The following is a 26021-nucleotide window of genomic DNA, read 5'->3' on the forward strand; positions in this document are numbered from 1 at the left end:
TGTGAGAGTAGGTCATCGTCAAGATTAAATTCCGAAACCCCTATCTGCGTATGCAGGTAGGGGTTTTGTTTTTGGCGTCCCTGTAGGAGCGAGCCCGCTCGCGAAAAACCCGAGAGAGCTGCGGGGTGTCAGGTTTCCCGCGTCATCATTGGCGTTCTTCGCGAGCGAGCTCGCTCCTACAATGAAGCCAATCGCCTTCAATGCTAAAGTCGTCCCTCGAATTTGTATTATCCAAGGAAGCCTTTATGCCGGACGCGACGTCCCTCAGTGCTGGTTTTATGGTGGTTCACGGCAACCGCCTGGACGAGTTGCGCAGCCTGGTGGTCAGCTGGATGCGACGCTACCCGCTGGCTCCCCTGGAGAACGAAATCGCGTTGGTGCAAAGCAATGGCATTGCCCAATGGCTGAAGCTGGCACTGGCGGAAGACTCTGAAGAAGACGACATGGGAGGCTGCGGCATCGCTGCCGCCATCGACGTGCAGTTGCCCGGCAGCTTCATGTGGCAGCTCTATCGCATGGTCCTTGGCCGTGACGAAATTCCGGTCAAGTCCCTGCTCGATAAAGCCCCACTGACCTGGCGTCTGATGCGCCTGCTGCCGCAGTTGATCAATCAGCCGCACTTCGAGCCGCTGCAGCGTTTCCTGACCCATGACACCGATCTGCGCAAGCGCTATCAATTGGCTGAGCGTCTGGCGGATCTGTTCGACCAATACCAGGTGTACCGAGCCGACTGGCTCGAAGACTGGGCGGAAGGTCGCCATCAAACAAGAAACGCCAGGGGTGAAGCCAAACCCCTGACCCCGGCCAATTGCTGGCAGGCAGAGCTATGGCGCGCACTCTTGCTGGATGTGGGAGAAGAAGGCATGGCGCAAAGCCGTGCCGGTGTCCATCAGCGATTTGTCGAGCGTATCAACCATCTCGAAGCAGCCCCCAAGGGGTTACCCTCGCGAGTGATCGTTTTCGGGATTTCTTCGCTGCCTGCACAAGCCCTGGAAGCACTGGCGGGACTGGCACGATTCAGTCAGGTTTTGCTGTGCGTGCATAACCCGTGTCGTCACCATTGGGCGGACATCGTCGCCGATAAAGACCTGTTGCGGCATCAATACAAGCGTCAGGCCCGCAAAAGCGGCATGCCGGTAGTGATCGATCCGCAAACCCTGCATCAGCATGCTCACCCGTTGCTGGCCGCATGGGGCAAGCAGGGGCGGGACTATATCAACCTGCTCGACAGTTATGACGATCCCAACAGCTATCGTTCGGCATTCCGCGACGGGCGCATCGACCTGTTCAGTGACGGTCAGCCGCTGAATGTGCTCAACCAGTTGCAGGATGACATCCTCGAGTTGCGCCCCCTCAACGAGACTCGGGAGCGTTGGCCGGCTATCGATCTGCAGCAGGACGAATCGATCCGTTTTCACATCGCCCATAGCGCCCAGCGAGAAGTCGAGATCCTCCACGATCAACTGCTCGCGCGCTTCAGCGCCGACCCGACATTGCGGCCCCGAGACATCATCGTGATGGTCCCGGACATCGACAGCTACGCACCGCATATTCGTGCCGTGTTTGGTCAGCTTGACCGCCAGGATCCTCGCTTCATTCCGTTTACCCTGGCTGACCAGGGCCAGCGTGGTCGCGATCCATTGCTGATTGCTGTCGAGCACCTGCTCAAGCTGCCTGACAGCAGATTCCCCGTCAGTGAGATTCTCGATCTGCTGGACGTCCCGGCACTGCGTGCTCGCTTTGGTGTCGAGGAGCGTGACCTGCCGACGCTGCACCGTTGGATCGAAGGTGCCGGTATTCGCTGGGGCATGAATGCCGAGCAACGTGCCGGGCTCGGGCTGCCCAACGAACTGGAGCAAAACAGCTGGCGCTTCGGCTTGCGACGGATGTTGCTCGGTTATGCCGTTGGCAGCGCCGATGCTTATGAGGGTATCGAGCCCTACGACGAGATCGGTGGTCTGGACGCTGCGCTCATTGGTCCGCTGGTTGCGTTGCTGGACGCGCTGGAAGTGGCTCACCACGAGCTCTCTCAACCGGCATCGCCAGGGCAATGGGGCTTGCGCTTGCAGGCGTTGGTGCAGTTGTTCTTCCTTGCCGGTAACGAACACGATGACTACTTGCTGGCCCAGCTCGAAGAGCTGCGTGAGACCTGGCTCGAAACCTGCGAATCCGTCGGGTTGCAGGATGAATTGCCGCTGACCGTCGTCCGTGAAGCCTGGCTTGCAGGTCTGGATCAGGGCCGTTTGTCCCAACGTTTTCTGGCCGGTGCGGTCAACTTCTGCACCTTGATGCCCATGCGCGCTATCCCGTTCAAACTGGTGTGCCTGCTGGGCATGAATGACGGCGATTATCCGCGCGCGCAACCGCCGCTGGATTTCGATCTGATGGGCAGTGATTACCGTCCGGGTGACCGCTCCCGGCGCGAAGATGACCGCTACCTGCTACTGGAAGCCTTGTTGTCGGCACGGGACCAGCTCTACATCAGTTGGGTGGGTCGCAGCATCCGCGATAACAGCGAGCGGCCTGCCTCGGTGCTGATCGGCCAGTTGCGTGACCACTTGGCCAGCGGTTGGCGAATGCTGCAAAGCGACGAGGATCTGCTGGAAGCCATGACCCGGGAACACCCGTTGCAACCCTTCAGTGCTCGCTACTTTCACGAAGGCGATGACTCGTTCAGCTACGCCACCGAATGGCAGGTCCTTCATCAAGCGGCAGAGCAGCAGCCAAGCGCCGAAGTGCTCGGGCCCCACGTTCAGGACGAACCACTGAGTCTCGGTCAACTGCAGGATTTCCTGCGCAATCCGGTACGGCACTTTTTCAGCCAGCGACTGAAGGTCTTCTTCGAGGCAGCAGAAGTGCCGTTGGCCGATGAAGAGCCCTTTGTCCTGGATGCGTTGCAGCGTTACAGCCTCAGCGACCGTTTGCTCGAAGCGGCGCTGGCAGATCCTGGAAATACCGGGCAGGCACTGGAGGATCAGGCGAAACGTTTGCAGAACAGCGGGCTGCTGCCGATGGCCGGATTCGGTGAGTGCCTGCAACGTGAGTTGATCGAGCCATTGCCTGACTTGCTGCAACGCCACCAACAGCTCCTGGCGTTGTGGCCAACACCGCTGAGCAGCGCGTTGCCTGTCAGTCTTGAGCTGCAAGGACTGCACATCGAGGGCTGGCTCGGCGGCCTGCATCAGCGTGCTGATGGTGGTTTGTTGTCTGTTACAACGATCCCCAACAGCATCGGCTCGATCAAGTCGCGCAAATGGCATCGACTGACACGCCCTTGGGTCAATCATCTGATGGCTTGTGCCAGTGGCATGGCGTTGACCACCGCATTGGTGGCCAGTGACGACAGCCTGTTGCTCGGTCCGCTGGACGAGTCCACGGCGCGGAAAATTCTCGGTGACCTGTTGATGGCCTGGCAGTCGGGGATGCGCCAGCCTCTGCCGATCGCTGTCAAGACCGCATTCGCGTGGCTGGGGCAAACCGACCCGGTCAAAGCCGAAGCCGCTGCGCGCAAGGCCTATGAAGGTGATGGGCAGACGACGGACGGAGAGCGCCGCGAAAGCCCGGCGCTCGCTCGCCAGTTCGCCGATTACGATGCCTTGGTCGCCGACGAGACGTTCCCCCAGTGGTGTGACGCGCTCTATCGTCCGCTTCTTGAAGCGCCCTGGTGTTCCCTGTCCAGCGAGGAGTCGCGTTGATGAGCACGAAGACACCTTTGGCCCTGGCATTCCCGCTCCGTGGCAGCCAGTTGATCGAAGCCAGCGCCGGGACCGGCAAGACGTTCACCATTTCCGCGTTGTACCTGCGTCTGGTGCTTGGCAACGGCGGGGAGGACAGTGGTTTCGGGCGTGAGCTGTTGCCGCCGCAGATCCTCGTCGTGACGTTCACCGACGCCGCTACCAAAGAGCTGCGCGAACGCATTCGCACGCGGCTCGCCGAGGCTGCACGCTTTTTTCGCGATGAAACACCAGCCCCCGACAGCCTGATTGCCGAGTTGCGTGATCAGTACTTGCCCGAGCAATGGCCCGGATGCGCAAACCGCCTGGATATCGCCGCCCAGTGGATGGACGAGGCGGCGGTGTCGACCATCCACAGTTGGTGCCAGCGCATGTTGCGCGAGCACGCATTCGACAGCGGCAGCCTGTTTACCCAGACCCTGGAAACCGACCACAGCGACTTGCTGGGGGAAGTCCTGCGCGATTACTGGCGGCTGTTCTGCTACCCGATGCAAGGTGACGCCTTGAATTGGGTGCGCAGCAATTGGAGCGGACCGGCGGCGCTGCTGCCGCGGATTCGTGCACTGTTCGCCAGCGAGCGGGATACCCTTGAAGGGAAAGAACCCGCCGAAGTGATTTCGCAATGCTTGCAAGAGCGAAGGGCGGCCCTGATCGAACTCAAGAAGCCCTGGCTGCAGTGGGCGGACGAGTTGCTTGCGATCTGTCAGCAAGGCGTTGCCAGCAAGGCTGTCGACGGTCGCAAGATGCAGGCACGCTATTTCGAGCCCTGGTTTGAAAAGATCAAAGCCTGGGCCGAAGATGAATCCCTCGAGCAACTGGATATCGGCACCGGTTTCACGCGCCTGACCCCTGATGGCATGGCGGAAGCCTGGAAGGGCGAAGCGCCTCGACATCCGGGGCTCGATGCGATGGCCGGCCTCAAGACCTGTCTCGATGGGTTGCCGACACCTGATGCCGCCGTACTGCAACATGCGGCTCGCTGGGTCGGGGCACGATTCGAGGAAGAGAAGCGCCGCCGTGCGGAAATGGGCTTCGACGACATGTTGCTGCGCCTCGATGCGGCCTTGCAGTCCGATGGCGGCGAGCGACTGGCAACCCTGATTCGCGAGCAGTTTCCGGTGGCACTGATCGATGAGTTCCAGGACACCGACCCGGTGCAATACCGGATCTTCGAGAGCATCTACCGCATTGAAGAGAACAGCCCCGAGTGCGGTCTGTTCCTGATCGGTGACCCGAAACAGGCGATCTACGCTTTTCGCGGCGCCGACATCCATACCTACTTGCGCGCCCGGCAGGCCACCACTGGCCGCCTGCACACCCTGGGCACCAACTTCCGCTCAAGCCATGGCATGGTCAACGCGGTGAACCATGTGTTCGCGCGCGCCGAAGCCCGTGAGTCAGGACGCGGCGCGTTCCTCTTTCGGGAGAAGAATGGCGACAACCCGGTTCCGTTCACGCCGGTTGCCTCCCAGGGCCGCAAAGAAGTCTTGCGCATCAATGACCAGGCAATCCCTGCCTTGAACATCTGGCACTTGTCGGCCGAACAACCGTTGTCCGGTGCGGTGTACCGGCAACATCTGGCGGCTGCCTGCGCCAGTGAAATCACGGCATTGCTCAATGGCGGGCAGCAGGGGCAAGCGGGATTCACCCAGGACGGCAAAGCCTTCAGGGGCCTGCTACCGGCGGACATCGCCATCCTGGTGCGCGATGGCAAGGAGGCGCAGGCGGTTCGTGCGCAATTGGCCGCCCGTGGTGTGCGCAGTGTTTACCTGTCGGACAAGGACTCGGTGTTCGCCGCCCAGGAGGCGCATGACGTGCTGACCTGGCTCAAGGCCTGCGCCGAGCCGGATGTCGAGCGACCGCTGCGGGCTGCGTTGGCCAGCATCACGTTGAACCTGTCGTTGACGGAACTCGAGCGTCTGAATCAGGACGAGTTGGCCTGGGAGTCCCGGGTCATGCAGTTCCGTGGCTATCGCGAAGTCTGGCGCAAGCAGGGCGTACTGCCGATGCTGCGACGCTTGCTGCACGACTTCCGTTTGCCCCAGGCTTTGATCGCCCGCAGTGACGGCGAACGCGTTTTGACCAACCTTCTGCACCTTTTCGAACTGCTGCAACAAGCCGCCGCTGAACTCGATGGCGAGCAAGCCTTGATCCGGCATTTGTCCGAGCATCTGGCGTTGTCCGGGCAGGCTGGCGAAGAGCAGATCCTGCGTCTGGAAAGTGATGAGCAATTGGTCAAGGTCGTGACCATTCACAAGTCCAAAGGCCTTGAATACCCCTTGGTGTTCCTGCCGTTCATTTGCTCGGCGAAACCAGTGGATGGCAGTCGCCTGCCGCTGCACTACCACGATGAATCCGGCAACGCCCAAGTCACCTTGAAGCCGACGGCAGAATTGATTGCCCTGGCTGACGATGAGCGTCTGGCCGAGGATCTGCGCTTGCTCTATGTCGCCCTGACCCGGGCGCAACACGCCTGCTGGCTGGGGGTGGCCGACCTCAAGCGCGGCAACAACAATGGCTCGGTGCTGCATCTGTCGGCATTGGGTTATCTGTTGGGCGGCGGTGCGCCATTGGCCGAGTCCCCGGCGTTGCAGCGTTGGCTGCAGGATCTGCAACAGGACTGCCCGGCGCTGGCGTATGCCGAGATGCCTGAAGCAACTGCAGAGCATTATCAGCCACCGCAAAACGATGCGGCGCTGCTGGTTCCGCGGGTTCCGAAACGCAAGGCCAGTGAAAACTGGTGGATCGCTTCCTACAGCGCGCTGCGCATTGGCGACACCCTGAGTGTCGGCACAGACGAGGCGCCGGAGAGCCCGCAGGCGCAAAAACTGTTCGATGACGAACGCCTCGATCCGCAGGCCCCCAGGGAGGTGGTTGCCGGTGGTGGTGATATCCATCGCTTCCCGCGCGGCCCGAATCCCGGCACCTTCCTCCATGGCTTGCTCGAATGGGCGGGGGGCGAGGGTTTTGATGCGGCACCACACGAGGTGATCGACGCCATTGCCCGTCGCTGCAACCGTCGAGGCTGGGAGGGTTGGATCAGCACCTTGAGTGACTGGCTGCAGCATCTGCTCAAGTCGCCGTTGCAACTGGGCGCTGGTCAGGCACCGGTGGTATTCGGCCAGTTGACGCAGTATCAGGTCGAGATGGAGTTCTGGTTCGCCAGCCATAAGGTCGATGTGCTCAAGCTCGATGCGCTGGTGTGCCAATACACCCATAACGGCGTGGCCCGGGTGGCCGCGGAACCGGTGTTGCTCAACGGTATGTTCAAGGGCTTCATCGACCTGACGTTCGAACATGACGGCCGTTATTACGTTGCCGACTACAAATCCAACTGGCTCGGCGTCGATGATGCGGCCTACACCGCGCAGGCCATGGAACAATCGATTCTCGACAACCGTTATGACCTGCAATACGTGTTGTACCTGTTGGCCCTGCACCGCCAGCTCAAGGCGCGGCTCGCCGATTACGACTACGACCGGCATGTCGGCGGTGCGTTGTACCTGTTTTTGCGCGGTACGCGCGCGGCCAGCCAGGGTGTGTTTTTCGCCCGCCCGCCAAGAGAGCTGATCGAGCGTCTGGACAGGTTGTTCCAGGGCAAGCCAGAGCCCAAGGCCGAACCCGCTTGGGAACAGGGAGTACTGTTATGAGTCGCACATTCGCCGATTTGTTGCCCACATCGCTGGCAGCCGAAAGCCTGGTCGATCTGGCGCCGCTGAGTCGTGCCGACGACTTGCTGTTGTTGCTCACGCGTTGGGTCGAGCGTGGCTGGTTGCGCGCGCTGGACAAAGCCTTTGTGGCGTTTCTACATGAACTGGCGCCGGAGGATGACCCGTTGGTGTTGCTGGCAGCCGCGCTGACCAGCCACCAGTTGGGTCACGGGCATGTCTGTCTCGACCTGTTCGAGACGCTGAAAGAACCGGACTTCGCCCTGTCGCTGCCACCCGAAGGTGACGTGCAAGGCGGCGCGATGTTGTTGCCCTCGCAATTGCTGGGATCGCTGGACGGTGCTCATTGGTGCAAGGTGCTGGCCGCCAGCAACCTGGTCGCACTGGCTGCTGACAGTCGTGACAACGTGCGTGACCGGCCTTTGGTGTTATCGGGCAAACGCTTGTACCTGCGCCGCTATTGGGCCTACGAGCGGCGGATCGACCTTTCGTTGCGCGAGCGTTTGACGGAACACGAATCCACGCCGATCGACTTGCTCCAGCGTCTCACCGGGTTGTTTGGTCCTGCCCGGCCTGGTGACGTGATCGACTGGCAGAAGCTGGCCTGCGCCCTGGCGACGCGCAGCGCCTTCAGCATCGTGACGGGGGGGCCGGGAACCGGCAAGACCACCACCGTCGTGCGCTTGCTGGCGTTGCTCCAGGCGCCGGCGGTCGAGGCCGGCATGCCCCTGCGCATTCGTCTCGCCGCACCGACCGGCAAGGCCGCGGCGCGTCTGACAGAATCCATCAGCCAGCAAGTCCGGACCTTGAAGGTTACGGAGGACGTCCGGGAAAAGATTCCGTCCGACGTCACCACCGTTCACCGCCTGCTCGGCAGCCGGCCCGGGACTCGTCATTTCCGGCACCACGCGGGCAATCGCCTGCCGCTGGATGTGTTGGTGGTGGACGAGGCCTCGATGATCGACCTGGAAATGATGGCCAACCTGCTCGACGCCTTGCCCGCCCATGCGCGCCTGGTGCTGTTGGGGGACAAGGATCAACTGGCTTCGGTAGAAGCCGGTGCGGTACTGGGGGATCTGTGTCGCGACGCCGAGGCTGGCTGGTACAGCCCGCAGACGCGCCAGTGGCTGGAAGCCGTCAGCGGCGAGAGTTTGCAGGCCAGTGGATTGCAGGAGGACACGCAGGGCGCTCATCCACTGGCCCAACAGGTCGTGATGTTGCGCCATTCCCGGCGATTCGGTGAAGGTAGCGGTATTGGCCAACTGGCTCGTTGGGTCAACCAGCAGCAACCCGAAGAAGCACGCAAGTTGTTGTCTGCGCGAAGCCATGACGATGTGTATGCCTTGTCCCTCAAGGGGGAGCAGGACCGGGCCCTGGAGCGCTTGCTGCTCGAAGGCCACGGTGAAGGGCCGCAGGGTTATCGGCACTACCTGAGCCTGCTGCGCAATCAGCGCCCGGCGCTCGATTGTCCGTTGGAAGATTCACGCTGGACCGACTGGGCCCGGGAGGTGTTGCAAGCCTTCGACGCGTTCCAGTTGTTATGTGCCGTGCGCAAGGGGCCGTGGGGTGTGGAGGGCTTGAACCAGCGAGTCACGGACGCCTTGCTAAGGGCACGCCTGATCGACAGTGACCAGCAGTGGTACGAAGGCCGTCCGGTTCTGATGACCCGCAATGACTACGGCCTGGGTTTGATGAACGGCGATATCGGCATCGCCCTCAAGCTTCCGGAGCGTGAGGGCCCCGAGGCCGGCAAGCAGGTTCTGCGTGTCGCCTTTCCGCGCAATGACGGCCAGGGTGGCGTGCGCTTTGTCCTGCCGAGCCGGCTCAATGATGTCGAAACCGTGTACGCCATGACCGTGCATAAATCCCAGGGCTCGGAATTTGCCCACACCGCGTTGATTTTGCCTGACGCCTTGAACCCCGTGTTGACCAAGGAACTGATCTACACCGGGATCACCCGGGCCAAGAACTGGTTCACCTTGATCGAGCCCCGCACAGGGGTGTTCGAAGATGCGGTGAGGCGCAAGGTCAAGCGCTTGAGCGGGTTGATGCTGGGGCTCGGCGCCGACTAGTCGGCGAACAGCATCTCCCGGCTTTCACCCATCAGCAGTCCCTGATTGCGCTCGGTCACCTCGCGGATGTAATCCCACAACAGGGTGATCCGCTTGAGCTTCCTCAAATCCTCCCGGCAGTACATCCAGAACTGTCGGGTGATATTGATTTCCTGCGGCAACACCGGCAGCAGGCGAGGGTCCTGAGTGGCGAGGAAGCACGGCAGGATCGCCAGTGAGCGTCCCTGCTGCGCGGCCACAAATTGCGCGATCACGCTGGTGCTGCGCAGGTTGGCGCTGGCGCCGGGCAATACGTTGGCCAGGTACAACAGCTCCGAGCTGAACGCCAGGTCGTCGACGTAACTGATAAACGAATGTTTGGCCAAGTCTGCCGGTCGGCGGATCGGTGGGTGGTTGTCCAGATAGTCCTGGGTCGCGTACAGCTGCAAACGGTAGTCGCACAGTTTGCAGCAGACGTACGGTCCATGTTCCGGGCGCTCCAGGGCGATGACGATGTCGGCCTCGCGCTTGGACAGGCTGATGAAATGCGGCAGCGGCAGGATATCCACCGAGATCGCCGGGTAGGTGTCGACGAAGTGGCTCAGCTGCGGCGTGATGAAAAAGCTGCCGAAGCCTTCGGTGCAGCCCATGCGCACATGACCGGACAGCGCCACGCCGGACCCGGAAACCTGCTCGCACGCCATGTGCAAGGTACTTTCGATCGACTCGGCATACCCCATCAACCGCTGGCCTTCGGCGGTCAGGACAAAGCCGCTGGTCCGGGATTTTTCGAACAGCAAAGTGCCCAGTGCGGTTTCCAGGGAACTGATGCGCCGCGACACCGTGGTGTAGTCCACCGCCAGGCGCTTGGCCGCGGTGCTGGCCTTGCGGGTGCGGGAGACTTCCAGGAAAAACTTTAGGTCGTCCCAGTTCAACGAGCCGAGGGAGGTGATGTTTTTTTGCATGTTGGACCGGTTTTTATGTGCGTTCTTATCAGAAGTTTGCACATCTATACTCCAAAAACAGCCCGTTAACCAATTCGCGGCGCATGCCTCTTCTCAAGGCGACTATTTCGCCTTGGCTCCCAAGATAACAACAAAGATCTGGAGACCCACATGAACGTATCGCTCACGCCCAATGACACCACCGTGCAGAAGGTCAAACTGTTGATCGACGGCCAGTGGGTCGAATCCAAGACCACCGAATGGCACGACATCATCAACCCGGCGACCCAGCAGGTGCTGGCCAAGGTGCCGTTTGCCACCGCTGAAGAAGTCGACGCGGCCATCAGCGCCGCTCATCGTGCATTCCAGACCTGGAAACTGACACCCATCGGCGCGCGGATGCGCATCATGCTCAAGCTCCAGGCGCTGATTCGCGAACATTCCAAGCGCATCGCCGCCGTCCTCAGCGCCGAGCAGGGCAAGACCATTGCCGACGCCGAAGGCGATATTTTCCGTGGCCTGGAAGTGGTCGAGCACGCCTGTTCCATCGGCAGCCTGCAAATGGGCGAGTTCGCTGAAAACGTCGCCGGTGGCGTCGACACCTACACCCTGCGCCAGCCGATCGGCGTGTGCGCCGGCATTACCCCGTTCAACTTCCCGGCGATGATTCCGCTGTGGATGTTCCCGATGGCCATCGCCTGCGGCAACACCTTCGTGCTCAAGCCGTCCGAACAGGACCCGATGTCGACCATGCTCCTGGTGGAGCTGGCGATCGAGGCGGGCATTCCGGCCGGTGTGCTCAACGTCGTGCATGGCGGCAAGGATGTGGTCGACGGGCTCTGCACCCATAAAGATATCAAGGCGGTTTCCTTCGTCGGTTCAACCGCCGTCGGTACGCATGTCTACGACCTGGCCGGTAAACACGGCAAGCGCGTGCAATCGATGATGGGCGCCAAGAACCACGCCGTGGTGCTGCCGGATGCCAATCGCGAACAAGCGCTGAATGCGCTGGTGGGTGCCGGTTTCGGTGCCGCCGGTCAACGCTGCATGGCCACCTCGGTGGTGGTACTGGTGGGCGCGGCCAAGCAATGGCTGCCGGATCTCAAGGCGCTGGCACAAAAACTCAAGGTCAATGCCGGCAGCGAGCCGGGCACTGATGTTGGCCCTGTCATTTCGAAAAAGGCCAAGGCGCGGATTCTCGACCTGATCGAGAGCGGCATCAAGGAAGGCGCGAAACTGGAGCTGGACGGTCGTGAGATCTCGGTTCCAGGTTACGAGAAAGGCAACTTTGTCGGCCCGACACTGTTCTCCGGCGTGACCACCGACATGCAGATCTACACCCAGGAAATCTTCGGCCCGGTGCTGGTGGTGCTGGAGGTTAATACGCTCGACGAGGCCATCGCCCTGGTCAACGCCAACCCGTTCGGTAACGGCACGGGCCTGTTCACCCAGAGCGGCGCGGCGGCGCGTAAATTCCAGAACGAAATCGACGTCGGCCAGGTCGGTATCAACATCCCGATTCCGGTGCCGGTCCCGTTCTTCAGCTTCACCGGTTCGCGCGGTTCCAAGCTCGGCGACCTCGGCCCGTACGGCAAGCAAGTGGTGCAGTTCTACACTCAGACCAAGACCGTCACCAGTCGCTGGTTCGATGACGACAGCGTCAACGACGGTGTGAACACCACCATCAACCTGCGTTAAGGAGCCGGACATGAAAATCGCTTTTATCGGTCTGGGCAACATGGGCGCGCCGATGGCGCGCAACCTGATCAAGGCCGGCCATGCACTGCGCCTGGTGGACCTGAACAAAGCCGTGCTGGCGGAACTGGAGCAGCTGGGTGGCAGTATCAGTGCATCGGCCCGTGAAGCCGCAGAGGGCGCCGAACTGGTCATCACCATGCTGCCCGCCGCGGTGCATGTGCGCAGTGTGTGGCTGGGTGAAGACGGCGTGCTCGCCGGTATCGGCAAAGGTGTGCCGGCCGTGGATTGCAGCACCATCGATCCGCAGACCGCGCGGGACGTGGCCACCGCCGCTGCCAAACAGGGCGTGGCCATGGCCGATGCACCGGTCTCTGGCGGCACCGGTGGCGCAGCCGCCGGGACACTGACCTTTATGGTCGGCGCCACCCCCGAACTGTTCGCCACCCTGCAACCGGTACTGGCGCAAATGGGCCGCAACATCGTCCATTGTGGTGAGGTCGGTACTGGGCAAATCGCTAAAATCTGCAACAACCTGCTGCTGGGGATTTCCATGGTCGGCGTCAGCGAAGCCATGGCGTTGGGCGATGCCCTGGGCATCGACACCAAGGTGCTGGCGGGCATCATCAACAGTTCCACCGGGCGTTGCTGGAGTTCGGAGATGTACAACCCGTGGCCGGGCATCGTTGAAACAGCGCCGGCGTCGCGCGGTTATACCGGTGGTTTCGGTGCCGAACTGATGCTCAAGGATCTGGGGCTGGCCACTGAAGCGGCGCGTCAGGCGCACCAGCCGGTGGTACTCGGCGCGGTGGCCCAGCAGTTGTATCAGGCGATGAGTTTGCGTGGGGAGGGTGGTCAGGACTTCTCGGCGATCATCAATGGCTATCGCAAACCGCAATAGAAGGGCGGTGAAAAAACTATGGGAGCGAGCTTGCTCGCGATGAGGTCGTTACAGTCGACATTGATGGTGATTGACCCACCGCAATCGCGAGCAAGCTCGCTCCCACAGGGACTGCATATACCCAAAGATATTTACCGGGAGATCACGTCGGGTGATCCCCCGGTTTTTTGTATCAGGCAAACACGAAATATTTGCGCACGGTTTCCACCACTTCCCAGGTGCCTTTCATTCCCGGTTCGATGACGAAAATGTCGCCGGCGCGCAGGTGGATCGGTGCCATGCCTTCCGGGGTGATGACGCAGTAGCCTTCCTGGAAATGGCAGTACTCCCACTTCACATATTCGACGTACCACTTGCCCGGCGTGCAGATCCAGGTGCCCATGATCTTGCTGCCGTCTTCACTCGTGTAGGCGTTGAGGTTGACGGTGTGCGGGTCGCCTTCGAGTTTTTCCCATTTGCAGGCGTCGAGCACGGGCAGCGGGTGGGTATCGCGAAGAACGGTAATCGGTGCGGTCATGATGACTCCGGGCAGTGGGCTCAAGAACTGAAGTCGCACCCTATAGCGCCTGCCCATCGTTCAGTTGTCTGTGCTCGACACTGAGCTGTCCAGAAACGCACAACCCTCAAGGACGGGTCAGCGGGCAGTCGAGCCTGGATTGTTCGAGGCTGTTCTCGAACTCGACCAATTGTGAGTGCTGTTGCGACAGCGCCGCTATCCGCTCGGCGATTTCCTGTTTTTTGCTGGCGATGATCTGGTGTGCCCGTTCCCATGGTAACTGCGGACCCTGATGTCCGGCGAAGACCGACTGCAGTTCCTTGAGCCTGAAACCCAACTGCTGGGCACATTTGATGAACATCAGTAGGTCGACGCTGTGCTGGTCATAGATGCGGTACTTGCCCAGGCGGCGAGCAGCAGGCAGCAGGCCAATCGACTCGTAATGACGGATGCTTTTGACCGTGGTTCCGGAACGTTGCGCGGCTTGGCCGATGTACATGGGAAGGTCCTTTTCTCCGAGGATAAAGCTCGGCGCATTATCGACCGACTCAAGCGCTGGCGATAGCTTCGGCTTGCCGCAACCAGGCTGCATGCCGGTCTGCGCTGGCGCCGAGAATTGGCCCGAAGGTGAGGGTTCGGGTTGGCTTGATGCCACAGAATTCCAGCGTGGTTTTACGGACCTGATGCAAACCGGGCATGCGGTAGATCCATCGGTAGTACCAGGGCGGTGTGTCCATGGTCACCAGCAGGTGGGCGGTTCGGCCGCGCAGAAGTTTGTCGGGGAAGGCTTTGCCCTGGCGATACTTGAAGGCAAAACCCGGCAAGAACACCCGGTCGAAAAAGCCCTTGAGCAAGGCCGGTACGCCACCCCACCAGATCGGATAAACCAGCGTCAGTTGTTCGGCCCACAGGATATCGGCCTGGGCGTTACGCAAGTCGGCTTCCAGCGGCTGGACCTGTTGATAGCCTTCGCGCAGCACCGGGTCAAAATCCATGCTGCCCAGAAACAATTGACGCACTTCATGCCCGGCGCGCACTGCCGACAGTGTGTAGCGCTCCGCAAGGGCGGCGCAGAAGCTGTTGCCGGACGGATGCCCGAGTATCACCAGTATTCGTTTACCCATCATCGATGTCCTTGAAGATCAAACCTCAAGGATAAAGTCTGCCCCTCAGGGGAGAGTCAAGGCGTGCAGCAGGGCCTTGGCATAACCGGGTAATGCGGCGAAGTCCCGGGCACAGAGCAACAGTTTGCGTTGGCCCCAGGGTTCTTGCAGGGCGAGGCTTTTGAAGGGTAGTCCGGCGGACCCGCGTTCGACCGCGGCCAACGGTACGATTGCCAGTCCCGCCCCTCGGGCGACCATGCGCATCACGCCATCGAAACCGTCGGCGCGGATGCGAATCTGCATGCGCAGGCCGGCGTGCAGTGCCTGCTCTTCCAGGTACACCGCCAGCGCGCTGTTGGCATTCAGGCCAACGTAGTCGTGATGCAACGTGTCGGTGAAGCTCACTGAGGTCGCATGAGACAAGGGATGTTCCCGGGGCATGATCAGCACCAGCGGATCATCGCGAAACGCTCGGGTCTGCAGGTCATCGGTGTCCACCGCGTCGGAAACGATGCCCAGGTCCGCCGCACCCTGGCGCAAGGCGTGGGTGATGCGGGTGCTGGGCAGTTCCTGCAAATCGATGTCGAGGTTGGGATGGCTATGCAGGAAATCCGCGAGCAGCTCTGGCAGGTACTCGGTGATCGCCGTGGTGTTGCACAGCAGCCGCACCTGGCCTTTGACGCCTTGGGCGTATTCGGCCAGTTCCTGTTGCAGGCGTTCGGCCTGTTGCAGCAGAACCCGGGCGTGTCGGGCCAGGGCATTGCCGGCCGGCGTCGGGCTGACCCCACGACGATTGCGCTGAAGAAATTCGACGCCCAGCGACGCCTCCATGGCACGGATGCGCGCGCTGGCCGCTGCCAGGGACAAATGACTGCGCGCGGCACCGGCGGTGATGTTGCCGGTGTCGAGGATGTTCAGGTACAGGCGCAGGTCGGTCAGGTCGAAGTGCATTGCGGCAACCTCTGGATGTGTGTTGTCTGGGAGGGCGCCATCGCGAGCAAGCTCGCTCCCACAGGAGATTTGTGAACAACACATAACCACTGTGGGAGCGAGCTTGCTCGCGATGGCGTCAGATACCGCACCCGATTATTCAGCCTCTTGTTTGAAGAGAGGCAGCCTCAGTATATGGCAGATTTTCAATCAACCCCAGCGGGCTCACCATGGCCCCATGAATACACTCTCGGCGTTTTATCAGCATCTCGGCTTGGCCCTTTCGCTGCTGGTTATCGGCACCTTTGTGCTGGCCGGCATGATCAAGGGGGTGATCGGCCTCGGCCTGCCGACCGTTGCCATGGGCCTGCTCGGTCTGGCTATGGCGCCGACGCAGGCTGCGGCGCTGCTGATCATTCCGGCGACCCTGACCAACATTTGGCAACTGGCATTCGGCGGGCATCTGTCGGGGCTGGCCAAGCGATTGTGGCCGATGTTGCTGGCGATTTTCATCGGCACCGGAGCAGGCACGCTGTGGGTCGGCATGAGCGGTGGCCATTGGGTGGTGCGGGGGTTGGGCGCGGCATTGTTGCTGTATGCGCTCAGCGGTTTGTTCCTGCCGACTGTGCGCGTGGGGCGGCGCAGCGAACGCTGGCTCGGTCCACTGTGCGGCGTGCTGACCGGCGTCATCACGTCAGCCACCGGTGTGTTCGTGATTCCGGCGGTGCCCTATCTGCAAGCGCTGGGTTTGAGCAAGGACCAGCTGGTGCAGGCGCTGGGCCTGTCGTTCACCGTCTCGACCCTGGCCCTGGCCGGTGGCTTGCTATGGCGCGGCGCGCTCGGCGGGGGCGAGTTGAGCGCGTCGCTGTTGGCGCTGATCCCGGCCATGCTCGGCATGTGGCTGGGACAATCGCTGCGCCAGCGGATCAGCGCCCTGTGGTTCAAGCGCGTGTTCTTCGTTGGCCTGGGGGGGCTAGGCGGCCATTTGCTGATCAGCGGCTAGCGGACGACGGACTGATCATGTCGATGGCGCGGATCTCGAAATCCCGTTCCAGGTATTCATCGCGCTGCTCGAGGAACTGCTTCATGTGCGGCAGGTTCGAGTGCACATCGAGGTGGGCCTGGGATTGCCAGATCTCGTAGAAGATGAACAGGGTCGGGTCCTGTTTGTCGCGCAGCATGTGGTATTCGATGCAACCGGGTTCGGCTCGGCTCGCTTGCACGTAGCCGCTGAAAAACGCTTCAAAGGCGTCGGATTTTTCCGGACGGGTCTTGGCGTGCAGGATGAATCCCTGGATTTCACTCATCTACATCTCTCCTCAAGTCAGAACTGGTGCCAGTTTAAGGCAACAATCGCCTGATGATTCGTGCTTGTAGGTCAAATGAATTTTGCCAAATCGACGCTTACTCCGCGTGAGGTCGATCGGTACTCTGCCGCCATCCGATTCCCGACCTTCCCGAGACCTCCCATGAAAAAAGTCCTGTTGCTCAATGGCGGCAAAAAATTTGCACACTCCGACGGCCGCTACAACGCCACCCTGCATGAAGCCGCGTTGAGCGTGCTGGATCGCGGCGGTATGGATGTCAAAACCACTTTCATCGACGAGGGCTACGACGTCGCCGAAGAAGTGGCCAAGTTCCTCTGGGCCGACGTGATCATTTACCAGATGCCCGGCTGGTGGATGGGCGCGCCGTGGACCGTGAAAAAGTACATTGATGAAGTCTTCACCGAAGGCCATGGCAGCCTCTATGCCAGCGACGGTCGCACCCGTTCGGACGCGTCGCAGAAGTACGGCAGCGGCGGCCTGATTCACGGCAAGCAATACATGTTGTCGCTGACCTGGAACGCCCCGCAGCAGGCCTTCGACGACCCGACCGATTTCTTCGAAGCCAAAGGCGTGGACGCGGTGTACTTCCCGTTCCACAAGGCCAACGAGTTCCTGGGCATGACCGGTTTGCCGACGTTCCTGTGTGTGGACGTGATGAAGCGCCCGAACATCGACGGCGACGTGGCGCGCTATGAGCAGCATTTGGCAGAGGTGTTTGGTCTCAAGGCGTAACTGTCAGCTAGTATCGAAAGCTTGAGTTTGTGTGCGGGCTTTTGTGGCGAGGGGGCTTGCCCCCGTTCGGCGGCGAAGCCGTCGTAAAGTCGGTTGACGCGCGACTTCCTGAGCCACCGCGTTTGTGGGTTTTGGGTCCGCTTCGCGCACCAACGGGGGCAAGCCCCCTCGCCACAATGGATTTTCTCTGCACAATAGGGCGGCGCAGGACTATCGATAAGGGACACACGTGAAAGCCAGATCCGATGAGTTGCAGATTTTCGTCTGCGTGATTGAATGCGGGTCGATTTCTGCGGCGGCCGAGCAGGTCGGGCAAACGCCTTCGGCGGTCAGTCGTACGCTGTCGCGGCTGGAGGCCAAGCTCGACACCACGTTGATCAACCGCACCACGCGGCGCATGGACCTGACCGAAGAGGGCAAGTACTTCTTCGAACATGCCAAGCGGATTCTCGATCAGATGGATGAGCTCGAGGAGCGCCTGTCCTCACGCCAGCAAACACCGTCCGGGCGGCTGCGGATCAACGCGGCATCACCGTTCATGCTGCACGCCATCGTGCCCTACATCGATGAATTCCGCAGGCTTTACCCCGACATCCAGCTCGAACTCAACAGCAACGATTTGATCATCGATCTGCTGGAGCAGAGTACCGACATTGCCATTCGCATTGGCACCCTGACCGACTCGACGCTGCATGCCCGCTCCCTGGGTTGCAGCCCGCTGCACATCGTCGCCAGCCCGGCGTACCTGGAAAAGCATGGCACACCGCAAGCCGTGGCTGACCTGGCCCACCATACGCTGCTGGGGTTCACCCAGAACGAAGGCCTCAACCAATGGCCGCTGCGTTATGTGCATGGCGATCGCTGGCCGATCCAGGCGTCGATCAGTGCTTCCAGCGGCGAAACCATCCGCCATCTCGCACTGGACGGCCAGGGCATCGCCAGCCTGTCGCATTTCATGACCATCGAAGACATTCGTGCCGGACGCTTGAAGGTGTTGCTGGCCGAGTTCAACAGCGGTTATCGCCAGCCGATCAACGCGGTGTACTACCGCAACTCGCAACTGGCCCTGCGCATTCAGTGCTTCCTGGACTTTATCCAGGGCAAGTTGGCCGATTATGCGAGCGCAGACTTCAAGGGTTGATTCGTGATTGCTGCGCAATGACGAGAGGGGCTGAGCTCGCTTTAGACCGCGTCATCGTTCTTCGCGGGCAAGCCGCGCTCCCACAGGTACTGTGTTGTTCGCCCATTTCGTGAATGACACAAAACCTGTGGGAGCGAGCTTGCTCGCGATGGCGTTTGCGCAGGCACAACAACTGGTCGGTCTGACTGCATTTCCGTAACATCCGCACACTCTTTTTCGTCTCTCCCTGTGTGCGGTTCCCAATGAAAGCAAAACGTCTACGTGCCGATGTCCTGGCCGGACTTACCACTTCCTTCGCCCTGTTGCCCGAGTGCATCGCTTTCGCGCTGGTAGCCCATCTCAATCCGTTGATGGGGCTCTATGGCGCGTTCATCATCTGCACCCTGACCGCGCTGTTCGGTGGGCGACCGGGCATGGTGTCCGGCGCGGCGGGCTCGATGGCCGTGGTGATCGTCGCGCTGGTGGTGCAACACGGTGTGCAGTATCTGCTGGCCACGGTGTTGCTGGGCGGGTTGATCATGATCGCGTTCGGGCTGCTCAAGCTCGGCAAGCTGGTGCGTATGGTGCCGTACCCGGTGATGCTCGGTTTCGTCAACGGCCTGGCGATCGTCATTGCCCTGGCGCAACTGGAGCACTTCAAGAACGGTGAGGCCTGGTTGAGCGGTACGCCGCTGTACATGATGCTCGGGCTGGTCGCGGTGACCATGGCCGTTGTCTATGTGATGCCGCGCCTGACCTGTACGGTGCCACCGGCGCTGGTGGCGATTCTCGGCGTGGGCCTGGCGGTGTATCTGCTTGGCCTGCCGACCCGCACCCTGGGCGACATGGCGCACATTGCCGGTGGCTTGCCGACGCTGGCGCTGCCGGACATTGCGTGGAACCTGGACACCCTGCGCATCATCGCGCCCTACGCGATCGTGATGGCGCTGGTCGGGTTGCTGGAAACCCTGTTGACCCTGAACCTCACCGACGAATTCACCGAGAGCCGTGGTTACCCGGATCGCGAGTGCGTGGCGCTGGGGGCGGCGAATCTGGTGTCCGGTGCGTTCGGTGGCATGGGCGGGTGCGCCATGATCGGCCAGACCGTGATCAACCTCAGTTCCGGCGGTCGCGGGCGTTTGTCCGGGGTGGTGGCGGGGGTGTCGATCCTGTTGTTCATCCTGTTTCTGTCGCCGCTGATAGAGCGCATTCCGCTGGCCGCGTTGGTGGGGGTGATGTTCGTGGTGTCGCAACAGACCTTCGCCTGGGCTTCGTTGCGGGTGCTGAACAAGGTGCCGTTGAACGACGTGCTGGTGATCATCGCGGTGACGGTGATTACCGTTTTCACCGATCTGGCAATGGCGGTGCTCTGCGGGATCATCATCGCGGCGCTCAATTTCGCCTGGCAGCAGGCCCGGCAGCTGTACGCCGACAGTCATCTGGAAACCGACGGCAGCAAGCTGTACCGGGTGCATGGCACGCTGTTCTTCGCCTCGACCACACCCTTCCTCAATCAGTTCGATCCGGCCAATGACCCGGCGCAAGTGACACTTGATTGCCAGCACCTGAGCTTTGTCGACTACTCGGCCATCGCTGCACTGGGCACCTTGCGCGAGCGCTACACCAAGGCCGGCAAGCACCTGCGGGTGCTGCATTTGTCCGAGCGTTGCAAGAAATTGCTCAAGCGTGCCCGGATGCAGCACGACTGAAATCAAACAGGCGGGCGCGATGAAAATCCGCCTGCCTGATTTTCATTATTTGCGACAACTCATACCTCTGCGCGACACGCCTTACCTCTGCACGAAAATTACTTTCACCTCGTTTGAAAATCACCTTCCGAAATGTTTTAAGAGTTTCACAAATATTTCGACGTGACCCTCTCGAGGAGTACCGCATGACCCTGTCCTTCGGCTATTGGCTGCTGGTGTATGCCGCCATCGCCATCATTGCACTGATCGTTCTGATCGCCCGTTACCGGCTCAACCCGTTCATTGTCATCACCCTGATTTCCATTGGCCTGGCGCTGGTGGCGGGCATGCCGCCGTCCGGTGTGGTGGGGGCGTACGAGGCCGGGGTCGGCAAGACCCTGGGACACATCGCGCTGGTAGTGGCGCTGGGCACCATGCTCGGGAAGATGATGGCCGAGTCCGGTGGCGCCGAGCAGGTGGCGCGGACCTTGATCGACCGCTTTGGCGAGAAGAACGCGCATTGGGCGATGGTGACCATCGCGTTTCTGGTGGGGTTGCCGCTGTTCTTCGAAGTCGGTTTCGTCTTGCTGGTACCGATTGCCTTTACCGTGGCGCGGCGGGTTGGCGTCTCGATCCTGATGGTCGGCTTGCCGATGGTCGCCGGGCTTTCGGTGGTGCATGCGCTGGTACCGCCGCACCCGGCGGCGATGCTGGCGGTGCAGGTGTATCAGGCGTCGGTGGGGCAGACGTTGATGTACGCGATCCTGATCGGCATTCCGACGGCGATCATCGCAGGTCCCCTGTACGCCAAATTCATCGTGCCGCGCATTCAGTTACCGGCGGAAAACCCGCTGGAACGCCAGTTCCTGGAGCGTGAACCGCGCGACAGCCTGCCGGGTTTCGGCATCACCATGGCGACCATCCTGTTGCCGGTGGTGCTGATGCTGATCGGTGGCTGGGCCAATCTGATTTCTACGCCGGGCAGTGGTTTCAATCAGTTCCTGCTGTTCATCGGCAACTCGGTGATCGCGCTGTTGCTGGCCACCTTGTTGAGTTTCTGGACCCTCGGCCTGGCCCAGGGCTTCAACCGTGAATCGATCCTCAAGTTCACCAACGAATGCCTGGCACCGACCGCGAGCATCACCTTGCTGGTAGGCGCCGGCGGTGGTTTGAACCGGATTCTGGTGGACGCCGGCGTCACCGACCAGATCGTCGGCCTGGCCCACGAATTTCATTTGTCGCCGCTGTTGATGGGCTGGCTGTTTGCCGCGCTGATGCGCATCGCCACCGGTTCTGCCACTGTGGCCATGACCACCGCTTCAGGCGTGGTAGCGCCAGTGGCCATTGGTCTGGGTTATCCCCATCCGGAGTTGCTGGTGCTGGCGACTGGCGCCGGGTCGGTTATCTTTTCCCACGTCAACGACGGTGGTTTCTGGTTGATCAAGGAATACTTCAACATGACAGTGACCCAGACCTTCAAGACCTGGACCGTGCTCGAGACGTTGATCTCGGTCGTCGCCTTCGGCCTGACCGTTGGCCTTTCTTACCTGATTTAGCCGGAGCCACTTGCATGGACATCCTCTACCAGATCCGCGCCCGTCAGGACTCCTTCAGCGCCGGTGAAGGGCGTATCGCCCGCCTGATGCTTGACGACGTAGGATTTGCCGCCTCCGCCAGCCTCGATGAGCTGGCGCTGCGGGCGGAGGTCAGCAGCGCCACGCTGTCGCGGTTCGCCCGTACGGTCGGCTGCAAGGACCTGCGTGACTTGCGCTTGCAACTGGCCCAGGCCAGCGGCGTCGGCAGCCGGTTTCTCGACCCGGCGGGCACGCCCGAGCAGTCGGCGTTCTACGGGCAGATCGTGGGCGACATCGAGTCGACCTTGCGCCAGCACCTGGCCGCGTTCGATGAGTCGCGTTTCGCCGATGCGGTGAAACTGCTGGGCAAGGCGCGCATGATCCACGCTTTCGGCATGGGCGGCTGCTCGACCCTGTGCAGCGATGAACTGCAAGTGCGCCTGGTACGCCTCGGCTATCCGATTGCGGTGTGCCACGATGCGGTGATGATGCGCGTCACCGCCGCCAGCCTCAGCGCTGAACACGTGGTGATTGTCTGCTCGCTGACCGGGATCACCCCGGAGCTGATTGAAACGGTGGAGCTGGCGCGCAACTATGGCGCAGGCATTCTGGCCATCACCCGGGCAGATTCGCCCCTGGCGCAACTGGCCGACATCGTCCTGCCCCTGCAAAGCGCCGAAACCTCGTTCATCTACAAACCCACGGCAGCGCGCTACGGCATGTTGCTGGCCATCGATGTGCTCGCCACCGAGCTGGCCCTGGCCAATCCTGAAGACAATCAAGAACGTCTGCGGCGGATCAAACTCGCCCTCGACGAATACCGCGGCGGCGACGATCACTTGCCGCTGGGAGACTGACATGCAGTACGACACGCTGATTCGCAACGCCCTGATCATCGACGGCAGCAACAGCCCTGGATACCCCGCCGACGTGGCCATTCTCAACGGGCGCATCGAGCGTATCGGCGTCTTGCGCGATGCCCGTGCCAGCGAGGAAATCGACGCGCAGGGCCATGTGCTGGCGCCGGGTTTCATCGACGTGCACACCCATGACGACACCGTGGTGATTCGTCAGCCGCAGATGCTGCCCAAGCTCAGCCAGGGCGTGACCACGGTCATCGTCGGCAACTGCGGGATCAGTGCGTCGCCAGTGAGCTTGCGCGGCGATCCGCCGGACCCGATGAACCTGCTGGGCACGGCCGCTGCGTTCGTTTATCCGACCTTCCGCGACTACCGCGTGGCCGTCGAAGCGGCGAACACCACGCTGAACGTTGCCGCGTTGGTCGGTCATACGGCGTTGCGCAGCAATCATCTGGACGACCTGTTTCGCACCGCCACGGCAGACGAAATCAGCGCGATGCGCGAGCAACTGCGCGAAAGCCTTGAGGCCGGCGCCCTGGGCCTTTCCAGCGGCCTTGCCTATGCCAGCGCCTTCTCGGCATCGACCGATGAGGTGATGCAACTGACCGAAGAATTGACCGCGTTCGGGGCGGTCTATACCACCCATTTGCGCAGCGAATTCGAACCGGTGCTGGAGGCCATGGACGAGGCGTACCGGATCGGTCGCCATGCGCAAAGCCCGGTGATCATCTCTCACCTCAAATGCGCCGGCGCCGGTAACTGGGGGCGTAGTCCGCAGCTGCTGGCGTCTCTCGAAGAGGCAGCGAAGACCCACCCGGTGGGTTGCGACTGTTATCCCTACGCCGCGAGCTCTTCGACCCTGGACCTCAAGCAGGTGACCGATGCCCACCGCATCACCATCACCTGGTCGACCCCGCATCCGCAGATGGGCGGCCGCGACCTGATGGACATCGCCGCCGAATGGAATCTGCCGTTGCTGGAGGCCGCTCGCCAACTGCAACCGGCCGGTGCGGTGTACTACGGAATGGATGAGGCGGATGTCCGTCGGATCCTCGCGCATCCGCTGTCGATGGTCGGCTCCGACGGCTTGCCGGAAGATCCGTTTCCGCACCCACGCTTGTGGGGCGCATTCCCTCGGGTGCTCGGACATTTCAGCCGCGACGTGGGACTGTTCCCGCTGCACACCGCCGTGCACAAAATGACCGGGCTGTCGGCGGCGCGCTTCGGCTTGAAGGCGCGCGGTGAAATACGCGAAGGCCATTGGGCGGACCTGGTGTTGTTCGACCCGGCGACCATTCGTGATGTCGCCGACTTCAACGACCCACAGCGGGCTGCGGAGGGCATTGAAGGGGTATGGATCAACGGTGTGTTGAGTTACCGTGATGGCCAGGCCAACGGGCGCAGGGAAGGACGGTTTCTGGCCCGGGAAGGGGATTTGCGCACGGGTTTTCAGTGAGTTTCGAGGACTGTGTCACAGTGATGGCACTTTGAAACTAAAGAATGGCATTTCCGCGCCGAATTGCTGACAACAGGCCCGGCTATCATTGCGGTTCGGTTACGTATTTTGTAGGAGCGAGCTTGCTCGCGATGGACGATAGGGCGCAGCGTTTACCCAGTAGACACGCGTCATCGTTAACGACCATCGCGAGCAAACTCGCTCCTGCAGGTCTTTCATTGTCTGGGAGCAACCCGATGAGCTTCGGCAAAACAACTCCGATCCTGCGTATTTTCGACGAAGCCAAGGCAGTGGAGTTCTACGTCGATTTCCTGGGGTTCAAGATCGACTGGCAACATCGATTCGAAGCGAATTACCCGCTGTACCTGCAAATCTCCCGTGGCGAATGTGTGCTGCACTTGTCCGAACACCATGGCGACAGCACACCGGGGTCTGCGCTGCGGATCGAGACGGATGAGCTGGAGAAGTTTCAGCAGCAACTGCTGGCCAAGCAATACAGGTTTTCCCATCCGCAGATTCAGGCCATGCCCTGGGGCAGCCAGGACATGACCATCGCCGACCCGTTCGGCAATCGGTTGGTGTTCACCAACGCGATCAGCCTCTGAGCCTTCAGCCCCTCAGGTTTAAGCCTTCAGCCTTCGTTCGGCACCCGGTGGGTTTGGCGAAACTCGCCGGGCGGCATCCCGCGCCGGCTTTTGAACGTGCGGTGAAACGAGCGGGGCTCGGAGAAGCCCAGGTACTGGGCGATGTCCTGGATCGGCAGGGTGCTGTTGAGCAGGTAATGCTCGGCCAGCTCCTGGCGCAGGTCATCGAGGATCTGCTGGTACGACGTACCGGCCTGATGCAGCTGGCGTTGCAGCGTGCGCACTGACACCGCGAGATGCTCGGCCACCTGCTCCTTGCGCGGCAGACCTTCCTTGAGCAATTTTCGCAGGATGCTTTTGACCCGCTGTTCCAGCGAAGCGTCCTCCAGTGTGGCCATCAACCCCTGGGCATGTTCTTCCAGGGTGCGCAGCAATTGCGCATCGGCCTGGCGCAATGGCAACTGCAAATACGGCAAAGGGACAATCAGCGCCGAATATGGTTGGTCGAACAGTACCGGACAGTCGAAGAACTGCTCGTACTGTGCCAGCGTCGTGTCGGCCGGACAGGCATGTTCCAGCCAGACGGCAGCCGGTGACATTTGCGTGTCGGCGATCCAGCGTGCGTATTGCAGCCAGGAGCCGAGCACGTTTTCCACCAGGTGTCGGCGAATTCGCGGGCGTTGATGGCGGCATGACCAGATCAGGTGCACGTCGCTGCCCTGCACCTCGGCGCGGCTGACGCCCATGTCTCCCACCAGCTTCTCGAACGGCATGATGCGGCTCATGGCGTCGCCCAGTGTCGCGCAGTTCATGGTGATGTAGCCCAGCACGCTCCAGGAGTTGGGCAACACAAAACGCGCGGCGTTGAGACCGAACAACGCATCGCCCGAGTGTTCGCAGAAATAATCGAGCAGCCGTTCATGGGCCTCACCCGGCAACCGCAGGCTGTTGTCACTCAACTGCTGTGCCTGCAACCCGGCAGCCGCCAACGCAGGCTCGATGGCCATGCCCAGTTGTTCGGCATGACGCAGGTATTTGAGCAGCGGCGGAACTGAAGTGAAGCCCAGGGATTGCATGATCGTATTCCTTTGATCAAGGCCCGCGTGCGCGGATGAATGCCCTGAAAGGTAATTTGAAACCACGGCTAAAGTAAATGG

At 61.2% G+C, this 26021-nt stretch carries 20 protein-coding genes; 13 read left to right on the forward strand and 7 right to left on the reverse strand.

Annotated features, from left to right (window positions below):
* Positions 1 to 245 precede the first annotated feature (245 nt).
* From recC to recD, 3 genes are read left to right on the forward strand one after another with little or no spacing between them, the layout of a single operon-like run.
* The gene (gene recC, locus AC1RDQ_RS26600) at positions 246 to 3695 is read left to right on the forward strand and encodes an exodeoxyribonuclease V subunit gamma (RefSeq protein ID WP_492588574.1); all 3450 of its coding nucleotides are present in this window, start codon (positions 246 to 248) and stop codon (positions 3693 to 3695) included.
* Entirely contained in the window at positions 3695 to 7384 is a 3690-nt protein-coding gene (recB, locus tag AC1RDQ_RS26605) for an exodeoxyribonuclease V subunit beta (RefSeq protein ID WP_492588575.1), read from the forward strand. Before recC ends, recB begins: the two co-directional genes overlap by 1 nt.
* On the forward strand, positions 7381 to 9474 hold the full coding sequence (gene recD, locus AC1RDQ_RS26610; protein ID WP_492588576.1) for an exodeoxyribonuclease V subunit alpha: 2094 nt from the start codon (positions 7381 to 7383) through the stop codon (positions 9472 to 9474). The genes recB and recD overlap by 4 nt, the downstream gene beginning before the upstream one ends.
* On the opposite strand, the gene AC1RDQ_RS26615 is transcribed toward recD, so the two are convergent.
* Complete coding sequence (locus AC1RDQ_RS26615; RefSeq protein ID WP_057716520.1) at positions 9471 to 10418, reverse strand: LysR family transcriptional regulator; 948 nt, start codon at positions 10416 to 10418, stop codon at positions 9471 to 9473. The genes recD and AC1RDQ_RS26615 overlap by 4 nt on opposite strands.
* A gap of 150 nt (positions 10419 to 10568) precedes the next feature.
* Here AC1RDQ_RS26615 and AC1RDQ_RS26620 point away from each other — a divergent pair, with 150 nt between their 5' ends.
* Together AC1RDQ_RS26620 and mmsB are read left to right on the forward strand one after the other, a co-directional pair.
* Complete coding sequence (locus AC1RDQ_RS26620; RefSeq protein ID WP_057716519.1) at positions 10569 to 12095, forward strand: CoA-acylating methylmalonate-semialdehyde dehydrogenase; 1527 nt, start codon at positions 10569 to 10571, stop codon at positions 12093 to 12095.
* A gap of 10 nt (positions 12096 to 12105) precedes the next feature.
* Complete coding sequence (gene mmsB / locus AC1RDQ_RS26625; protein ID WP_008047570.1) at positions 12106 to 12993, forward strand: 3-hydroxyisobutyrate dehydrogenase; 888 nt, start codon at positions 12106 to 12108, stop codon at positions 12991 to 12993.
* 172 nt (positions 12994 to 13165) lie between these two features.
* Here the strand turns inward: mmsB and AC1RDQ_RS26630 are convergent, their stop codons facing one another.
* From AC1RDQ_RS26630 to AC1RDQ_RS26645, 4 genes are all read right to left on the reverse strand, one after another.
* Positions 13166 to 13510 (reverse strand): cupin domain-containing protein, encoded by a 345-nt coding sequence (locus AC1RDQ_RS26630; protein WP_007988984.1) that lies wholly within the window; start codon positions 13508 to 13510, stop codon positions 13166 to 13168.
* A 106-nt stretch (positions 13511 to 13616) separates the two neighbouring features.
* Positions 13617 to 13988, reverse strand: a complete 372-nt coding sequence (locus AC1RDQ_RS26635; RefSeq protein WP_057716517.1) for a MerR family transcriptional regulator — start codon at positions 13986 to 13988, stop codon at positions 13617 to 13619.
* A gap of 49 nt (positions 13989 to 14037) precedes the next feature.
* Positions 14038 to 14616, reverse strand: coding sequence for an NAD(P)H-dependent oxidoreductase (locus AC1RDQ_RS26640; RefSeq protein WP_102672788.1), 579 nt, complete (start codon positions 14614 to 14616; stop codon positions 14038 to 14040).
* Positions 14617 to 14658: 42 nt separating this feature from the next.
* A complete protein-coding gene (locus tag AC1RDQ_RS26645) occupies positions 14659 to 15543 on the reverse strand; it encodes a LysR family transcriptional regulator (protein ID WP_150812861.1) in 885 nt (294 codons plus the stop codon).
* Positions 15544 to 15760: 217 nt separating this feature from the next.
* Between AC1RDQ_RS26645 and AC1RDQ_RS26650 the strand changes: the two genes are divergently transcribed.
* Entirely contained in the window at positions 15761 to 16525 is a 765-nt protein-coding gene (locus AC1RDQ_RS26650; protein ID WP_057716514.1) for a sulfite exporter TauE/SafE family protein, read from the forward strand.
* Here AC1RDQ_RS26650 and AC1RDQ_RS26655 read toward each other — a convergent pair.
* On the reverse strand, positions 16515 to 16829 hold the full coding sequence (locus tag AC1RDQ_RS26655; protein WP_057716513.1) for a putative quinol monooxygenase: 315 nt from the start codon (positions 16827 to 16829) through the stop codon (positions 16515 to 16517). The genes AC1RDQ_RS26650 and AC1RDQ_RS26655 overlap by 11 nt on opposite strands.
* Before the next feature lie 162 nt (positions 16830 to 16991).
* Between AC1RDQ_RS26655 and mdaB the strand changes: the two genes are divergently transcribed.
* The 7 genes from mdaB (at position 16992) to AC1RDQ_RS26690 (ending at position 24885) form a co-directional block, all read left to right on the forward strand.
* On the forward strand, positions 16992 to 17582 hold the full coding sequence (gene mdaB / locus AC1RDQ_RS26660) for an NADPH:quinone oxidoreductase MdaB (protein ID WP_492588577.1): 591 nt from the start codon (positions 16992 to 16994) through the stop codon (positions 17580 to 17582).
* A gap of 229 nt (positions 17583 to 17811) precedes the next feature.
* Positions 17812 to 18723 (forward strand): LysR family transcriptional regulator, encoded by a 912-nt coding sequence (locus AC1RDQ_RS26665; protein ID WP_150812857.1) that lies wholly within the window; start codon positions 17812 to 17814, stop codon positions 18721 to 18723.
* Positions 18724 to 18965: 242 nt separating this feature from the next.
* Positions 18966 to 20411 (forward strand): SulP family inorganic anion transporter, encoded by a 1446-nt coding sequence (locus AC1RDQ_RS26670; protein ID WP_492588578.1) that lies wholly within the window; start codon positions 18966 to 18968, stop codon positions 20409 to 20411.
* A 185-nt stretch (positions 20412 to 20596) separates the two neighbouring features.
* Positions 20597 to 21946, forward strand: a complete 1350-nt coding sequence (locus AC1RDQ_RS26675; protein WP_008047545.1) for a GntT/GntP/DsdX family permease — start codon at positions 20597 to 20599, stop codon at positions 21944 to 21946.
* Between the two features lie 14 nt (positions 21947 to 21960).
* Positions 21961 to 22821 carry a MurR/RpiR family transcriptional regulator gene (locus AC1RDQ_RS26680; protein ID WP_218494849.1) on the forward strand — a complete coding sequence of 287 codons (861 nt, stop codon included), beginning with the start codon at positions 21961 to 21963 and terminating at the stop codon, positions 22819 to 22821.
* 1 nt (position 22822) lies between these two features.
* Positions 22823 to 24280, forward strand: coding sequence for a D-aminoacylase (locus tag AC1RDQ_RS26685; RefSeq protein WP_492588580.1), 1458 nt, complete (start codon positions 22823 to 22825; stop codon positions 24278 to 24280).
* 236 nt (positions 24281 to 24516) lie between these two features.
* Positions 24517 to 24885: a glyoxalase superfamily protein gene (locus AC1RDQ_RS26690; RefSeq protein ID WP_154910464.1), complete on the forward strand. Its 369-nt coding sequence runs from the start codon at positions 24517 to 24519 to the stop codon at positions 24883 to 24885.
* Positions 24886 to 24911: 26 nt separating this feature from the next.
* Here AC1RDQ_RS26690 and gliR read toward each other — a convergent pair whose 3' ends face one another.
* Positions 24912 to 25940: an AraC family transcriptional regulator GliR gene (gene gliR, locus AC1RDQ_RS26695; protein WP_492588582.1), complete on the reverse strand. Its 1029-nt coding sequence runs from the start codon at positions 25938 to 25940 to the stop codon at positions 24912 to 24914.
* Between the last annotated feature and the right edge of the window lie 81 nt (positions 25941 to 26021).

The organism is Pseudomonas sp. GW823-FHT02E01, assembly GCF_058797535.1.

Coding starts and splice junctions, on each gene's coding strand:
- recD (WP_492588576.1), top strand. CDS start 7,381: ATGAGTCGCACATTCGCCGATTTGTTGCCCACATCGCTGGCAGCCGAA.
- AC1RDQ_RS26615 (WP_057716520.1), bottom strand. CDS start 10,418: ATGCAAAAAAACATCACCTCCCTCGGCTCGTTGAACTGGGACGACCTA.
- AC1RDQ_RS26630 (WP_007988984.1), bottom strand. CDS start 13,510: ATGACCGCACCGATTACCGTTCTTCGCGATACCCACCCGCTGCCCGTG.
- recC (WP_492588574.1), top strand. CDS start 246: ATGCCGGACGCGACGTCCCTCAGTGCTGGTTTTATGGTGGTTCACGGC.
- AC1RDQ_RS26645 (WP_150812861.1), bottom strand. CDS start 15,543: ATGCACTTCGACCTGACCGACCTGCGCCTGTACCTGAACATCCTCGAC.
- AC1RDQ_RS26690 (WP_154910464.1), top strand. CDS start 24,517: ATGAGCTTCGGCAAAACAACTCCGATCCTGCGTATTTTCGACGAAGCC.
- AC1RDQ_RS26685 (WP_492588580.1), top strand. CDS start 22,823: ATGCAGTACGACACGCTGATTCGCAACGCCCTGATCATCGACGGCAGC.
- mdaB (WP_492588577.1), top strand. CDS start 16,992: ATGAAAAAAGTCCTGTTGCTCAATGGCGGCAAAAAATTTGCACACTCC.
- AC1RDQ_RS26650 (WP_057716514.1), top strand. CDS start 15,761: ATGAATACACTCTCGGCGTTTTATCAGCATCTCGGCTTGGCCCTTTCG.
- gliR (WP_492588582.1), bottom strand. CDS start 25,940: ATGCAATCCCTGGGCTTCACTTCAGTTCCGCCGCTGCTCAAATACCTG.
- AC1RDQ_RS26655 (WP_057716513.1), bottom strand. CDS start 16,829: ATGAGTGAAATCCAGGGATTCATCCTGCACGCCAAGACCCGTCCGGAA.
- mmsB (WP_008047570.1), top strand. CDS start 12,106: ATGAAAATCGCTTTTATCGGTCTGGGCAACATGGGCGCGCCGATGGCG.
- AC1RDQ_RS26620 (WP_057716519.1), top strand. CDS start 10,569: ATGAACGTATCGCTCACGCCCAATGACACCACCGTGCAGAAGGTCAAA.
- recB (WP_492588575.1), top strand. CDS start 3,695: ATGAGCACGAAGACACCTTTGGCCCTGGCATTCCCGCTCCGTGGCAGC.
- AC1RDQ_RS26640 (WP_102672788.1), bottom strand. CDS start 14,616: ATGATGGGTAAACGAATACTGGTGATACTCGGGCATCCGTCCGGCAAC.
- AC1RDQ_RS26670 (WP_492588578.1), top strand. CDS start 18,966: ATGAAAGCAAAACGTCTACGTGCCGATGTCCTGGCCGGACTTACCACT.
- AC1RDQ_RS26680 (WP_218494849.1), top strand. CDS start 21,961: ATGGACATCCTCTACCAGATCCGCGCCCGTCAGGACTCCTTCAGCGCC.
- AC1RDQ_RS26675 (WP_008047545.1), top strand. CDS start 20,597: ATGACCCTGTCCTTCGGCTATTGGCTGCTGGTGTATGCCGCCATCGCC.
- AC1RDQ_RS26635 (WP_057716517.1), bottom strand. CDS start 13,988: ATGTACATCGGCCAAGCCGCGCAACGTTCCGGAACCACGGTCAAAAGC.